This window comes from Micromonospora maritima, assembly GCF_902825405.1.
In the GTDB taxonomy this organism is placed as follows: domain Bacteria; phylum Actinomycetota; class Actinomycetes; order Mycobacteriales; family Micromonosporaceae; genus Micromonospora; species Micromonospora maritima.
On the sequence record NZ_CADEAU010000107.1, the window covers coordinates 1 to 13,835 of the forward strand.

The window sequence follows — 13,835 nt, forward strand, 5'->3', positions numbered from 1 at the left end:
GCCGGCCGGGGGAGCGGACCGACGACGTGGCCGCCCAGGCGGCCGACGCCGCCGCCCTCGGCGCCGCCGGGGTGCTGGTCTTCCCGGTCGACGGCGACGCGCCGGCCCACCACGACGCGATCTGGCGGACCGCCGGCCTGCCGATGCTCGCCTTCGACCTCTACCTCCGGCCCTACTCACCGGCGCGGCTCGCGGACCTGCTGGTCCATCCCGGCGTGGCCGGGGCCAAGGTGGCCCGGTTGCACGACGCGATGGCCTGCCAGGCCGCGCTCGCCGCCGTCCACGCCGCCGACCGGCTCGCCGTCACCGGCGAGGACCGGATGTTCGGGCCGTCGCTGATGTGGGGCGCGCAGGCCGCGCTCGTGGGCCTCGCCGCCGCCGCGGTGCCCGTCACCGCCGCCGTGCTGCGGGCCTTCGCCGACCGGCGGTACGCCGACTTCGTCACCGCCTCGGCGCGCCTGGACCGCCTCGCCGAGGTGACCTTCACCGAACCGATGGAGGGCTACGTGCGCCGGATGCTCTGGATCGCCGCCGCCGAGGGTCGGATCCCGCAGTCGCACACCGCCGACCCGCACGGCCCGGCGCTGTCCGCGGCCGACCGGGCGCGGGTGCTCGCGGTGGCGGGGGCGTCGTGACGTCCCCGTTCACCGCCGGTGACCTGCCGGCCGTCACGCTCGACGTGGACGTGCTCGTCGGCCGGTACGCCGACCGTCCGGGGCCGACCGGTGACCCGCGACGGGTGGCCGAGGTCCTCGCCGCCAACGGCATCGGTCGGGCCGCCGTGGCCAACCTGCGGGCGGCCCTGTTCGACGTGCCCACCGGCAACGACGAGACCGCCGCTCTGGCCGGGCCCCGGGTGCTCCCCGTCGGCGGGGTCGACCTGCGCGACCCGCTCGGGGCCGAACGGGAGGTGGACCGGCTGGCCGAACGGGGCTTCCGCGCGGTGCGCCTCTTCCCCGACGAGCAACGGGTCGAGGCGGACTTTCCGTCCGTCCGGCACGTCGCCCGCCGGGCCGCCGCGGCCGGCCTGGTCGTCCTGACCGGGGGCGACGTGCGCCGGTTCTGGCGCCCCCTGCGCGGCACCACCGTCGTCTTCCTCGACACGCACTTCTACCACCTGGGCGACTTCGTGGTCGCCGCGCGCGACGAGCCGGGCTTCCACACCTCCACCCGGCTGCTCAACTCGCCGGACGCGCTGGAGACCGTCGCGGAGCACCTGGGTGTCGACCGTCTGCTCTACGGCTCCCGTACGCCGTGGTACGAGGCCGTCGTGCCCCGGCTCCGGCTGGCCCGGGGCAACCTCACGCCCACCGACGTGGCCGCCGTGGCCGGCGGCAACGCCCGCCGCCTCCTGGAGCCGATCGCATGATCATCGACGTGCACGCCCACTGGGGACCGTGGTTCTTCAGCATGGAGGTCGGTGCGCTGGCCACCAACCTCGCCGTGATGGACCGGTACGGCATCGACCTCGCGATCACCTCGGCCACCGAGGCGGTCGTCTACGATGTGACCGCCGGGAACCGGGCCATGGCCCGGACGCTGGAGCACAGCGACCGGCTCCTCGGCTACCTGACGGTCAACCCGCGCCGGCTCGACGACGCCGAACGCGACCTGCGGGAGCTGCTGCCCACCGGCCGGTTCGTCGGGGTGAAGATCCACACCGACTACACCGACTCCCCGGTGCGCTCGCCGCAGACCCGGGCCGCCCTGGAGCTGGTCGCCGCCCACGACCTGCCCGCCCTGGTGCACACCTGGGACGCCACCCCGCTGGAGCTGGCCCAGGCCTGCGTCGACATCCCCGGGCTGCGGGCCGTCGCCGGACACATGGGCGCCAACGGCTGGCGGCACGCGGTCGAGGCGGCCAACGCGGTGGACCGGCTCTGGCTCGAGCCGTGCTTCTCACACACCGAGGCGGGGCGCTTCGCCGCCGTCGCGGCGGCGGTCGACCCCGGGCGGTTGCTGTTCGGCACCGACGCCACCCTGATCGACCCGGCCGCCGCGTACGGCGCGGTGCTCGCCGCCGACCTGCCACCGGCGCTGGCCGAGCGGGTCGCCTGGCGCAACGCCGCCGAGCTGTTCCGGCTCGACGTCACCGGTTGACCGCCGGCACGGCGCGGGGCCGCCCTCCCGGCCCGGGAGGGCGGCCCACGGCGGGCTACGTCCTGTTCTTCCCCGGCAGCGGGAACAGCGCCAGGTCGTTGCCGAGCATCCCCCAGGTGGCCTTGCCGTCCGGGGTGAAGTGGAACGACGGGTTGTTGTACCAGCCGCGGGGCACGTTGTCGTACAGGGTCGTCACCTCCCCGCCGGGAGCGGTCGGCAGCTCGGAGATGTCGTTGGTCCAGTGCACCCAGGAGAAGACCCGGCCGTCGACGCCGTTGAGCTGGCCGTATCCGCCGAGGTCACCCTCCATCACGATCTGCCGGGTGCGCAGGTCGTAGGCGAACCAGGCCCCGCGCGGGCGGCGCCCCACCGCGTAGAGCAGGTTGCCCACGACGAACAGGCTCTCGTACGACAGCCAGTCCGGCTTGATCTCCTCCCGCCACAGCAGGGTCCGGGTGACGATGTCCACCGCCGCCACCTGCGCCACCTTGCGGATCGGGCCGCTGGTGCCCTCGCCGTAGGTGTCGCCGGCGAGGTAGGCCGTGGTGCCCTGCACCACCACGTCCATCACGCTCTGCTCGGGCAGGAACTCCCGGTGGGAGTCGAAGGTGTTGTCGCTCAGGTCGATGAAGGTCAGCGCGCCGGTGTGCTTGGTGGTCTGCGGGCTGGACGCCACGACGAGCTGGTTGCGTGCCCGGTCGTGGTGGATCCGCTTGGTGCGAAGCTGCTCGTTGCCGAGCAGTCCGAGCGGGATGATCTCGTAGCTGTCCGGGTCGATCGCGACGATCTGGGCGCTCGGGTAGAGGCCGGCGTACACCACCCCGCGCCGGCCCTCGGCCATCGCCTTGACCTCGCCGTTGATGTCGAAGCGCTCGTTCGTGCCGGCGTTCGGCCGGTGGACGGTCATCGCGTAGTGCCCGCCCACCCAGATCCGGTTCCGAGTGTGCCGCATCATCGACTGGATGGTCTCCGGGTATCCGAAACCCCGGTCGGCGGTCTGCCACACGCTGGCGTCGCCGCCGGGCGTCGCCTTCCACACGTGGCCGAGCCCGCTCACCCCGAGCAGCGCGCCGTCGGGCAGCGGGGCGAGCAGCTGGTTCTCCACGTCGGCCAGGGGCTGGCCCACCTTGGTCAGTCCGTCGGCGGTGACCTGGTAGAGGTTGGTGGTCAGCCGGCACAGCGCGTACACGGTACCGTCGCCGGCCACGGTGAGCTGGTCGATGTAGCGGTCCTCGACGGGGATGTCCCGGGAGACCCGCTCGGAGCCGTCGCGGCGGAAGGAGATCAGCTGCCGGCCGCAGGCGACGTAGAGCGTCCCGTCGCTGACCACCAGGTCGAGGATCCCCACCGGCGAGGCGCTGAGGTACGGCGTCAGGTTGGTCGGCGCGCCGCCGGCCTTCGACCACATCAACAGCGTGCCGGGCGCGGCCGATCCACCGTAGACGTACTCGTCGTCGACCGCGACGGCCGCCGCGTACTGCGAGGTCGAGATGCGACCGTACGTCTCGACGGTGGCGTCGGCCAGCCGGATCCGCTTGACCGTGCAGTCCGGGTACGTGCCGATGTACAGGTGTTCGCCGTGCACGACCATGTCGTAGTACCAGGTGGTGGCGGCGCCCGCGCGGGCCCACTCGACGACCGCGCCGGTCTGTGGGTCGTACCGGTGCACGTACGCGCTGCCGGCGGGGCCCACGTAGACGTACCGGCCGTCAGTGGCGAGCTTCTGCCCGCCGTTGCTCGCGATCGTCAGGTCCGCGATCGTCCGCCGTTCGCCGGTGTGCACGTCGAACTCACCCAGCCGCATCTTCCCTTCCGGGGTGTTGAAGCGTGAGGTGATGAAGACGCGGTCGCCGATGACCGCGGCCCCGCGGACGGCAGCGGTCAAAGAGGCCGGGCCGAAACTGGTGGGCGTGAGGCTCTTGTCAGCTGCGGCCCAAGCCGGCGAGGAGAGCGCACCGTGCCCTACTGCCAGCGATGCTCCAGCGACAGCGCTACCTGCGAGCAGTGTGCGACGGCTGAGGGGCATACGATTCTCCGTTCGTCGTCGTAATTACGGTCCGGACCTTAATAACCTGCCTTCGATGCGTCAAGGGTCGGGTCCAGGCCGACCTACCGATGGACGTCCGGAGCAGGCGCCGTCGCGCCCCCCGCTCCCGGCCGGCCCCCACCGCCGGCGAGCACCAGGGTTCGTGGACCAATATCGGCAGCCGACGGCGTCGAACGCGCCGCGGCGAGCAACGCTCGCTGGTCGCCTTCGAGCAGGGCTTCGGCGCGTCACACCCGCGCGACGCCGGGCCGTTCTGCCGACGGTCACCGAGTGCCTACCTCGTTTGTCGCCGCTGCCGTGCCCAGAGCAGGTCGTGCAGGGCGCTGCCAACACCCGGATCGCCGAGGTCGACGCGACGGCTCGACCGACAGCGTCATCGGTGTCGTCCTAGCTCGTGAGGAACATGCCGGTCATGCCCACCACCGCCAGGACAACGGCAACGGCGAGCACGTACAGCCGCGGACGCCACCGCCGAACGACGTACGTGGCCAAGCCGAACGCGCCGCTGAGGATCGCCACGGCAAACCACGGGAAGGCCGCCCGCGTCGCCTGGCCGATCAAGAGCATCCACGTAGCGATGACCGCGACGAAGACCGTGGCGTAGACGACCGTCTGCCGCATGTTCCGTTTGGCGGCGTGCTGCAACCGACCGACCGACTCCCGGTAGTCCTCCACCGCAGCAGCGCGTTCCCGCTCGCTGACCTGCCGTCGTTGGTGGCGGCTACCAGCACCCCGGCCCCGACCCATGCCGCGGAAGATATCAACGACAGTCAGGCGCTCCTGACAAGATGTCGGACGTGATCATCCGAGGCGCAACCGAGCGGGATGCCGACGCACTCGCTGTCGTCCATGTCCGTACCTGGCAGGAGACGTACTGCGGAAAGGTCCCCCAGGAATACCTCGACCAGTTGGATCCGGCCCATCGCCGGCAGGGATGGCGGCAGTGGATCCAGCAGGATCGGCCACCGGCCGGCACCCTCGTGCTGGATCACGAGCGTGATGGGGTGATCGGGTTCATCAACGTCTCGCCGAGCCGGGATACGGACACCGATCCGCAACTGGTGGGGGAGATCGTGGCCGTCTACCTCTTGCCAACGTTCTGGGGCCAGGGCGCCGGTCGGCTGCTGATGGAGGCAGGCATGCTCCGGCTGGCGAAGGCCGGCTACCGAGAGATCGTCTTGTGGGTGTTGGAGACGAACGGCCGCGCTCGGCGCTTCTACGAGGCCGGGGGCTGGCGTGCCGACGGATCGAAGAAGACGGACGACTCCCGAGGCTTCCCCTACGTCGAGGTCCGCTACCGCTACACCGTCGACATCGACTCGATGACTGCGAAGATCGCGTCGTGGGATCTCAGCCCGTACCCTGGCGGTTGACCTGCCCCTCCCGGGCCGTCTTCGACCGGCCGTGGTCGCGCTCGGTACCGGCTGATCCGGTCGCGGTGCGCTCGTGTCGCTGATTCGGCGAGTGCTCCACCGTGGCCCCCTGCCGGCCTCGTGCGCCGCTGCCCGGGTGCCGGCGGCCCCGCGCCGACTCGCCGCCGCTGTCATGCTTGTTGCGCTGTTGGCTACCCATGCCCGGGGATACCCGGTGCCTGGGCGCCCATGCTTTCGAGCGGGACGGCTCCGGGGAAGGACGGCGACCTGTTCGATGTCGACGAGGTTCTCGCGCCGGACGCGGTCGGCGGCCCCGGTTGAGAAGCGGGCATGTGTGCGTCGTCCTCTCTGTCGCCGCAGGGCTCGCGTCGGCCGTCGTCATGCCCACGCCACGCCCGGACGACGAGCGGCCGCGTTGGAGCTCTGTCCTGGCACGACACCGCCCATTCGGATGGATCTCCGCCTTGCTCGACCGAGGACTTGACCCAGGGTTCATGCACCACGACCGATGTCGATCAGCCCTGCTGCTGGTGCGCCTGCGGTCCCACCAGTCGCGCCGTGATCTGCCTCAGTGGCTGGCTGCTGTTGACGATCCTCTTCATCCGTTGCCAGGCGGCTCGGGCCGGAGATCCGCCCAGGCCACCACCAACTGACGCCCCCTGGTTCTGAGCCAGTTGTTGTGTGGTCTGTTGCAGCGTCTGCGACAGCGGTCCCTCAGGCCCCAGCGCCTCCTGCGCCGTCTGCCCGACGTGGTCGAGCGTCCGCGCCAGTGGCCCCTGCGGCCCGAGCGCCTGCTGAGCTGTCTGTCCGACATGGTTCACGGCGGTGTCCACGGTCTTGACCAGCGACTCGATGATCTGAGGGTTGCGTTCGATGGTGTGGAGGGCGCTGTCGAGAATGCCGCGGAGTTCCTCGAGTCGAACCTCGAGCATCGCCTCGGCCTCGACGCCCTTGATGTCGATCTTCACCATGCCGAGTTGCGCCCGGACTCCCACGTCGAGCTGGAGCAGGCTACCCAGGCGGGCTCGTAGTGAGACGGAGGCGTCCAGGTTGTCGACCTCGACGTAGATCTGTTGGACCTTGGCCTGCGGGATCTGGAGGACGACGTCCGGGTCTGACATCGTCTTGCTGCTGCGTCCGCCGGTCGGCTGGGGCAGGCCGTGTTCACCGCGCGGTGGGGTGGGGTGTCCGCCCGGCCTCGCACTCGTTGGCCCGCCGGTGGCACCGAGGTTCTGGCCCCGAACAGAGACTTCCGCGCCCTCCTCGGCGTCGCGCTGCGGATCGATCTGGTCGCGCGGTTGTGCGGGCGACTCCCGTGCGTCCCTGTCCCGGCTCTCCGGTTCGGCCATCCCGCACTCCTCGGTCCTCGCCTGGCATGCGGACCGGACGGAGCCCACCATCTGTGGCTCCGATCCTCGGCCCACCCCCTCGGACCGGGTCGCGGTCTACCCGTGCGCCGAAGCGCCAAACGGCTCAGCGGTCGGTCGACGAGGCAGCGGATCAGCCCGCTGGTCGCGTAGACCTCCGGCCGGCGCCTGCTGTGCGATCTGGGCAAGCGGCCGATTTGGCAGGGTTCAGGCGGCCGGCGGGGGGTATGCCGCCCCGCTGATTCGCCGCCCGGTTCACATGGGACCGGGATGCTCGGCCAGGCGCGACCGGACAGGGAGGCCACCCGTGACTCGACTGGCAGTCCGAGATCCAGCGAAGGTCAGGCAGGAGGAGGTGCAGCGGCGGGGGCGCGGGCTCGGCTGGATGAGTGCCGGTCTGGGCGTGGCGCAGTTGGCGGCGCCGGACACGGTGCGCCGGATCAGCGGCGTGGACGACTCCGCGGTGTCTCGGGTGATGGTGCCGCTCGTCGGGGCGCGGGAGCTCGTACACGCGGCCGGGCTACTGACGAGCCGGCGGAAGGGCGTCTGGGCGTGGACCCGGGTCGTGGGCGACGCGATGGATCTGGCCTCGCTCGGAATGGCCCTCGCCCATCGGGGCGGGCGCCGCCGACGGCGGCTCGTCGGTGTCACCGGCGCTGTCCTCGGGATCACGGTGCTGGATCTACTGACCGCCGTGCACGCCACCCGGGCGAAGGAGGCAGGCTCCGGGCCGGCGATACGGGGCGCACGCAGAGGAGGACCCATGGAGCTGACAGCCACGACAACCGTTCGCAGGCCCCCGTCGGAGGTTTACGCGTTCTGGCGCGACCTGGGCAAACTGCCGACGTTCATGGCTCATCTCGAAGAGGTTCGGCCCACCGGTGACCGGACGAGCCACTGGTCCGCCAGCGCCCCCTTCGGCAAGAACGTCGAGTGGGACGCCGAGATCATCGGCGACGTGGCCGGCGAGAAGATCGCCTGGCGGTCGACCGGGAACGCGGACGTGCCGAACGCCGGTACGGTGCGGTTCGTGCCCGCCCCGGACGGTGTGAGCACGGAAGTGCACGTCCTCCTGACCTATGACATCCCGGGCGGCGCGGTCGGCAAGGCGGTGGCCAAGTATTTCGGTGAGGAGCCGCACCAACAACTCGACGACGATCTGCGCCGGCTCAAGCAGGTGCTGGAGACCGGCGAGGTGGTCCGCTCCGACGGCGCCCCGTGGGGCAAGCGGGCCCGCAAGGAGTTCCCGCAGCGTCCAGCGCAACCGCTGTCGGATTCCGACCTGGCGAAGAGGGCGGGCGCGTGAAGGCGAACACCTGGGCCGGCCGCAACAAGGTCAAGGTCCGTGACGTACCGGACCCGAAGGTCCTGAACAACCGCGACGCGATCGTCAAGATCACCTCCACCGCGATCTGCGGCTCCGACCTGCACCTGGTGGATGGATATGTGCCCACGATGCAGGACGGCGACGTCATGGGCCACGAGTTCATGGGCGAGGTGATCGAGGTCGGATCGGGAGTACCCGCCGACAAGCTACGGGTCGGCGACCGGGTCGTCGTGCCGTTTCCCATCGCCTGCGGCAACTGTGGTGCCTGCGCCGCCGAGATGTACTCCTGCTGTGAGAACTCCAACCCCAACGCCGGGATCGCCGAGAAGATGTTCGGCCATCCGGTCGCCGGGATCTTCGGCTATTCGCATCTGACGGGCGGGTTCGCGGGCGGTCAGGCGCAGTACGCGCGGGTGCCGTTCGCCGACGTCGGTCCGTTGAAGATCGAGTCTGACCTGACCGACGAGCAGGTGCTGTTCCTCTCCGACATCCTGCCCACCGGCTTCATGGGTGCCGACCTGTGTGACATCCAGAAGACCGACGTGGTGGCGGTGTGGGGCGCCGGCCCCGTCGGCCAGTTCGCCATGGACAGCGCCCGGGTGCTCGGCGCCGCGAAGGTCATCGCCATCGACAAGGAGCCGTACCGGTTGCAGATGGCGGAACGGGCGGGCCACACGACGATCAACTTCGACGAGGTCGACGTGCGGTCCCGGCTGCTGGAACTGACCGGCGGGCGGGGACCGGACAAGTGCATCGACGCGGTCGGCATGGAAGCCAGCCACGGTGCCGCGCACATCCACGCCTACGACCGGATCAAGCAAGCCGTCCGGTCGGAGACCGAGCGCCCCCACGCGCTGCGCCAGGCGATCATGTCGTGCCGCAGCGGCGGCATCGTATCGGTCATCGGCGTGTACGGCGGCTTCCTCGACAAGTTCCCCGCCGGCGCGTGGATGAACCGGGCGCTGACCCTGCGGACGGGGCAGTGCCACGTGCAGCGCTACATGAAGCCGCTGCTGCGGCGCATCGAGCGCGGCGAGATCGATCCGACCCGGGTGATCACCCACACCTTGCCGCTCGACGAGGCGGAACGCGGCTTCGACATCTTCAAGAACAAGCAGGACCACTGCGAGAAGGTCGTACTCAAACCCTGACGAGCAACCGCATCCCGGCCGCCGCGAGGTGCGCGGCGGCCAGATGCGGCTGTGGGTGCGGCCCGGCCGTGCTGGTTCGCATGACGGGCGGCGGCTGAACGGGCTTGCCGCCGACGCCGCGTGCCGGCCGGGTGGGGCTCAGGGGCGGTACCCGCATCGCTCGGTCCTCGGAGCCTCCGCGATTCCAGGGGCATTCACGCCCAATCCGGTGATAGCTCCGGTTTTCCCGTGACCCACCCGGCCCAGCCGGAACGCTGGACGGATGGAGCAGCGATCGGGAGGACGAGAACTGGAACGTCTGCTGTCGGTCAGGCGTGTCCTGTGGTCGTTGGTCGTCGGGGTTGTCGCCGGGGCGGTCACCGCGCTGGTCGGGGCGCCGGAACTGACGCCGCTGGTGATCTGGACGATCGCGGCGGGCACCGTCCTCGTGTGGGTGTGGCGGTCCTGCTGGTCGGCGAGCCCGCAGCGTACGGAGCAGCTTGCCGAGGCGGAGCAGTGCTCCCGTTCCACCGACTCGGCGATCCTGATCGCGTCCGTTGTCAGTCTCGTCGCCGTGGCCGAGGCGCTCGTCCGCGCCTCCGACCAGCAGGACATGGTGGCGGTCACGCTGGTGATCCTCAGCGTCGTCGCGGTGGTGCTGGCGTGGTTGCTGGTGAACACGGTCTTCGCGTTCAAGTACGCCCGGATGTTTTACTGCGGCGACGCCCGTGGCATCGACTTCAAGCGGGACGATCCTCCGGCGTACGCCGACTTCGCATACGTTGCCTTCACGGTTGGCATGTCCTACGCCCCGGGAGAGTACGAACCGACCAGCAACCGCATGCGCCGGGTGGCGCTCGGACACGCGCTGCTCTCGTACACCTTCGGAACCGGCATCCTGGCCGTCGCGATCAACCTGGTCACCAGCCTGGGCCAGTCGTGACCCACGTGGCGTGTCCTGCGCCGGCTGCGGCAACGGATCCGGGTGGGCGAGATCGACACGAGCTTGGTGCTCACCCTCTCGATGACGGGCGGCGCCAGCGGTGGACAACCGCGCGGCCCACACCCCGGAGGGGCGAACGGCGGCCGGTCGGATCGAGGCTCCGACCGCCCGGACGCGGCCACGTGACCGCGAGCGTGACGGACGGGAGCGCCCGGTGACGGTCGCCGGTGGCAGGGAAATCGGTTGATGACCACGAGGACGGTCGTGGTGGTCGCGGTGGCCCTGGTTGTCACGGCGTGCCTGCTGGCCGGCGTGCTGGTCCAGCGTCGAGCCGATGGTCGTAGCTACCGTTGGCTGCTCGCGCCGCTGTACCGCGCATCCCGACGCCCCGCCGTCGCCGTGCTGCTACTCGCGGCGCTGTATGTCGGAATCCGCGCGCACCCCGGCGCGGTACCCCACATCGTCCGGCGCCTCGTCGTGGTGCTGTTGATCGCGAGCGTGACGTGGCTGGTGCTTCGCGCCCTGCACATCGCCGAGAGGGCCGCGTTCAGCCGGCTGCCGGGCGAGACGCGGGCCGACCGCCGGATCCGCCGCGCCCGCACCCAGATCCGACCGGTACGGCGCCTCACCTCGGTCGTGGTGACGGTCGTGGCGATCGGCCTGGTCCTCACCACGTTCCCTGCGCTGCGCACCATCGGGCTGTCCGTGCTCACCTCGGCGGGTGTGATCGGCGCGCTGCTCGGCCTGTCCGCACGCACCGCGCTCGGCAACGCCTTCGCCGGCATCCAGGTCGCGTTCGCCGACGGACTCCACCTGGGGGACGTGATCGTGGTCGACGGGCAGTGGGGGCGCGTCGAGGAGGTGAAGCTGACCAACGTGGTCATCCGGCTCTGGGACGACCGGATGCTCATCCTGCCCACCACGTGGTTCACCGAGCACCCCTTCCAGAACTGGACCCGGCATGAGACGCGGGTGGTCGGCGAGACCCGGCTCCACGTCGACTACACCGCCGACGTGGACGACCTCCGGGCCGAGACGAGGCGGATCGTCGAATCTTCACCACTCTGGGATCGGCACCAGTGGGTGCTGCAGATGGTGGATGCGACGTCCCAGACCGTCGTCGTCCAGGTCCAGGCATCGGCGGCCGACGGACCGAGCGCGTGGGACCTTCGCTGCGACGTGCGTGAGGGGCTCATCCGGTACCTGCGAGACCACCACCCCGAGTGGCTGCCCCGCACCCGCGGCGAGTTCCACCCCTGAGCCCACACCACCGACGTCGAGGTCGCGAGCGCGCGGCGGCCGAGGGCTGGCCGAACGGGACGGTACCGACAGTTCGCGCTAACCGCGCTCCACCGCCGGATCTCCCGGGCGCTACAACATCTCCAGCGGTTGCGGGCCGGCCGGCGCGGGGAACGCCGTGTCGAGTGCCGCCACATCCTCCTCAGTCAGATTCAGGTCGCGCGCTTCCGCGTTCTCCCGGGTGTGTTCGGGGTTGGACGACCGGGGGATGGCCGCTATCCGCCCCTGCCGCAGCAGCCAGGCCAGCGCGACCTGGGCAGCCGTGGCCTCGTGCCGGGCGGCGACCTCCGCGACCTGGGGGTGGCCGAGCAGCCTGCCCTGCTCGATCGGCGAGTACGCCATCACCGGGATCTGGTGCTCGCGTAGCCACGGCAGCAGATCGAATTCCGGACCGCGGCGGGTGAGGTTGTACAGAATCTGGTTGGTCGCGCAGGCGCTCCCGCCCGCCTCAAGGAGATCCTGCATGTCGGAAAGATCGAAGTTGCTCACGCCCCACTGCCCGATGTCGCCGGCCTCGACGAGCTCGCCGAACGCCTCGATGGTCTCGGCGAGCGGATGGCTGCCGCGCCAGTGCAGCAGGTAGAGGTCGATGTGGTCGACGCCGAGTCGTTGCAGGCTGCGGCGGCAGGCCTGCACGGTTCCCCGACGGCTGGCATTGGACGGCAGCACCTTGTCGACCAGGAACACGTCGGCGCGTCGTCCGACGATGGCCTCGCCGACGAGTTCCTCGGAAGCGCCGTCACCGTACATCTCGGCGGTGTCGATCATAGTCATGTCCAGGTCGAGCCCGGTGCGTAGGGCGGCCAGCTCGTCCCGTCGCCTCGGGGGGCGCTCACCCAGGTACCACGTGCCCTGGCCGAGTACGGGCATCGTCTGGCCGGACGGCAATTCGATCGCTTCGGCGGCGAGGGTCATGTCGTGACCTTTCCGGGGCCTCGGTGCCAGTGGGTCGAGTGCCTTCCCGCTGCGACAGGAAGCACTCTCGGGGCGGGACCTTTCTCCGCGCAGCGCCGAGCGTATGTGTGGATTGTCCGCCCGCGAGCGGAGTACGGTGGCCTGTTTTGCGGTGCCGACACCGGGAAGGCGGTCGAGAGCGAACCATGTGCCGCCGACCGGGCGGCACCGCGAAGGGGAGGCCGCGCAATGGCACAGAGCCAGCAGCGACTGACCGGCAAGCGAGTCGCCTGCCTCGCCGCCGACGGGGTGGAGGACGTGGAGTACGCCCAGTCGAGGGCCGCCGCGGAGCAGGCAGGGGCCGAGGTCCACCTGATCTCGCTGAGCTCCGGCGAGATCCAGTCGATGAACCAGGACATCAGTCCGGCCAACCGCTACCGGGTGGACCGGACCGTGAACGAGGCCGACGCGGCCGACTACGACGCGCTGCTGCTGCCGGGCGGGACGGTCAATCCCGACCGACTCCGGATGAACCAGCAGGCGATGGACCTCGTCCGGGCGTTCTTCGAGCAACAGAAGCCGGTGGCCGCGATCTGCCACGGCCCCTGGTCGTTGGTCGAGACCGGGATGGTCAACGGCAGGACTGTCACCTCGTTCCCCAGCCTGCGCACCGACATCCGAAACGCGGGCGGCAACTGGGTAGATCAACAGGTGCAGGTGGACAACGGACTGATCACCAGCCGCAACCCCGGTGACCTTCCAGCCTTCTGCGCCAAGATGGTCGAGGAGTTCGCGAAGGGCGAACGCGTTCGTCAGATGACGACGGCGTGACCCGGTGGGGCTCCGGAGCGGGAGGATCAGCCCGGCCCAGAGCCCCAGGACGGTAGATACCTCGCCTGTTGGATCCGGCCGCGCTCGGCGGTCCGGTCGGCGACGGGAAGCGACATCAACATCGGGACCTAGCGGTGTCCGTTCTGTTCCTCGCCGCTCCGGCCAGCCAGGCTCCCACTGGAAACGCCGACCTCAACCGGCAGCAACTGAACGGATGGTCTCGACGTCATTCGACCATCTCAGCTGGTGAGGTCGCGTCGGTTGAATGTGGTCACTGCGAAGGTCAGTAGCACCGCGACGATGGCGGTCAGGACGCCCAGGTCGGTCCATTGGAAACCGTTACGCAGTGGCTCTCCGCCGATGTAGTAGTGGAAGGGGGAGGCGTAACGGAGGGCGTCGGCGTTGAGCTGGGTGGCTGCGGTGCCGGCGGCGTAGGTGAGGACGGCGACGCCTGCGGTGCCCGCGAGTGCGGCGGGCCGGCTGCCGGTGGCCGCGCCGATGGTGATCGCGATCGTTCCGAAGAC

Annotated in this window: 13 protein-coding genes and 2 pseudogenes; 9 read left to right on the top strand and 6 right to left on the bottom strand. The window is 70.4% G+C overall.

All coding sequences use genetic code 11. From position 1 onward, the window contains the following. The 3 genes from HUW36_RS12930 to HUW36_RS12940 all read left to right on the top strand — a co-directional run. Nucleotides 1–635, top strand: a 635-nt coding sequence (locus HUW36_RS12930; RefSeq protein ID WP_217428804.1) for a hypothetical protein, incomplete at its 5' end; no start/stop codon positions are given. After that, the gene (locus tag HUW36_RS12935) at nt 632–1,369 is read left to right on the top strand and encodes an amidohydrolase family protein (protein WP_174528382.1); all 738 of its coding nucleotides are present in this window, start codon (nt 632–634) and stop codon (nt 1,367–1,369) included. The genes HUW36_RS12930 and HUW36_RS12935, both read left to right, overlap by 4 nt. Beyond that, nucleotides 1,366–2,100, top strand: coding sequence for an amidohydrolase family protein (locus tag HUW36_RS12940; protein ID WP_174528383.1), 735 nt, complete (start codon nt 1,366–1,368; stop codon nt 2,098–2,100). Before HUW36_RS12935 ends, HUW36_RS12940 begins: the two co-directional genes overlap by 4 nt. Nucleotides 2,101–2,155: 55 nt before the next feature. Here the strand turns inward: HUW36_RS12940 and HUW36_RS12945 are convergent, their stop codons facing one another. The 3 genes and pseudogenes from HUW36_RS12945 to HUW36_RS12950 form a co-directional block, all read right to left on the bottom strand. After that, nucleotides 2,156–3,904: a hypothetical protein gene (locus HUW36_RS12945; protein WP_246248123.1), complete on the bottom strand. Its 1,749-nt coding sequence runs from the start codon at nt 3,902–3,904 to the stop codon at nt 2,156–2,158. Nucleotides 3,905–4,042: 138 nt separating this feature from the next. Next, a pseudogene (locus HUW36_RS35130) lies at nt 4,043–4,126 on the bottom strand (twin-arginine translocation signal domain-containing protein); the annotation flags it as partial. 408 nt (nt 4,127–4,534) lie between these two features. Then, complete coding sequence (locus HUW36_RS12950; protein WP_174528385.1) at nt 4,535–4,822, bottom strand: hypothetical protein; 288 nt, start codon at nt 4,820–4,822, stop codon at nt 4,535–4,537. A 113-nt stretch (nt 4,823–4,935) separates the two neighbouring features. On the opposite strand from HUW36_RS12950, the gene HUW36_RS12955 reads away from it, so the two are divergent. Beyond that, nucleotides 4,936–5,520: a GNAT family N-acetyltransferase gene (locus HUW36_RS12955; protein WP_174528386.1), complete on the top strand. Its 585-nt coding sequence runs from the start codon at nt 4,936–4,938 to the stop codon at nt 5,518–5,520. 515 nt (nt 5,521–6,035) lie between these two features. Here the strand turns inward: HUW36_RS12955 and HUW36_RS12960 are convergent. Further along, nucleotides 6,036–6,869, bottom strand: a complete 834-nt coding sequence (locus tag HUW36_RS12960) for a hypothetical protein (RefSeq protein WP_174528387.1) — start codon at nt 6,867–6,869, stop codon at nt 6,036–6,038. 421 nt (nt 6,870–7,290) lie between these two features. Here HUW36_RS12960 and HUW36_RS34435 point away from each other — a divergent pair, with 421 nt between their 5' ends. The 4 genes from HUW36_RS34435 to HUW36_RS12980 all read left to right on the top strand — a co-directional run bounded on the left by HUW36_RS34435 (nt 7,291) and on the right by HUW36_RS12980 (nt 11,547). After that, nucleotides 7,291–8,193: an SRPBCC family protein gene (locus HUW36_RS34435; protein WP_246248125.1), complete on the top strand. Its 903-nt coding sequence runs from the start codon at nt 7,291–7,293 to the stop codon at nt 8,191–8,193. Then, nucleotides 8,190–9,365 carry a zinc-dependent alcohol dehydrogenase gene (locus HUW36_RS12970; protein ID WP_174528391.1) on the top strand — a complete coding sequence of 392 codons (1,176 nt, stop codon included), beginning with the start codon at nt 8,190–8,192 and terminating at the stop codon, nt 9,363–9,365. The genes HUW36_RS34435 and HUW36_RS12970 overlap by 4 nt, the downstream gene beginning before the upstream one ends. A 262-nt stretch (nt 9,366–9,627) precedes the next feature. Further along, on the top strand, nt 9,628–10,287 hold the full coding sequence (locus tag HUW36_RS12975) for a DUF1345 domain-containing protein (RefSeq protein ID WP_217428805.1): 660 nt from the start codon (nt 9,628–9,630) through the stop codon (nt 10,285–10,287). 246 nt (nt 10,288–10,533) lie between these two features. Continuing rightward, nucleotides 10,534–11,547, top strand: coding sequence for a mechanosensitive ion channel family protein (locus tag HUW36_RS12980; protein WP_246248126.1), 1,014 nt, complete (start codon nt 10,534–10,536; stop codon nt 11,545–11,547). A gap of 111 nt (nt 11,548–11,658) precedes the next feature. Here HUW36_RS12980 and HUW36_RS12985 read toward each other — a convergent pair whose 3' ends face one another. Next, nucleotides 11,659–12,501 carry an aldo/keto reductase gene (locus HUW36_RS12985; protein WP_174528389.1) on the bottom strand — a complete coding sequence of 281 codons (843 nt, stop codon included), beginning with the start codon at nt 12,499–12,501 and terminating at the stop codon, nt 11,659–11,661. 228 nt (nt 12,502–12,729) lie between these two features. Between HUW36_RS12985 and HUW36_RS12990 the strand changes: the two genes are divergently transcribed. Beyond that, entirely contained in the window at nt 12,730–13,311 is a 582-nt protein-coding gene (locus tag HUW36_RS12990) for a type 1 glutamine amidotransferase domain-containing protein (protein WP_174528390.1), read from the top strand. A 239-nt stretch (nt 13,312–13,550) separates the two neighbouring features. Here HUW36_RS12990 and HUW36_RS12995 read toward each other — a convergent pair. Continuing rightward, a pseudogene (locus HUW36_RS12995) lies at nt 13,551–13,835 on the bottom strand (ABC transporter permease subunit); the annotation flags it as partial.

Bases quoted from the DNA above. Each gene is read 5' to 3' on its own strand.
- HUW36_RS12945 (WP_246248123.1), bottom strand. From the start codon at position 3,904: ATGCGGCTGGGTGAGTTCGACGTGCACACCGGCGAACGGCGGACGATC.
- HUW36_RS12975 (WP_217428805.1), top strand. From the start codon at position 9,628: ATGGAGCAGCGATCGGGAGGACGAGAACTGGAACGTCTGCTGTCGGTC.
- HUW36_RS12955 (WP_174528386.1), top strand. From the start codon at position 4,936: ATGTCGGACGTGATCATCCGAGGCGCAACCGAGCGGGATGCCGACGCA.
- HUW36_RS12985 (WP_174528389.1), bottom strand. From the start codon at position 12,501: ATGACCCTCGCCGCCGAAGCGATCGAATTGCCGTCCGGCCAGACGATG.
- HUW36_RS12960 (WP_174528387.1), bottom strand. From the start codon at position 6,869: ATGGCCGAACCGGAGAGCCGGGACAGGGACGCACGGGAGTCGCCCGCA.
- HUW36_RS12980 (WP_246248126.1), top strand. From the start codon at position 10,534: ATGACCACGAGGACGGTCGTGGTGGTCGCGGTGGCCCTGGTTGTCACG.
- HUW36_RS12990 (WP_174528390.1), top strand. From the start codon at position 12,730: ATGGCACAGAGCCAGCAGCGACTGACCGGCAAGCGAGTCGCCTGCCTC.
- HUW36_RS12940 (WP_174528383.1), top strand. From the start codon at position 1,366: ATGATCATCGACGTGCACGCCCACTGGGGACCGTGGTTCTTCAGCATG.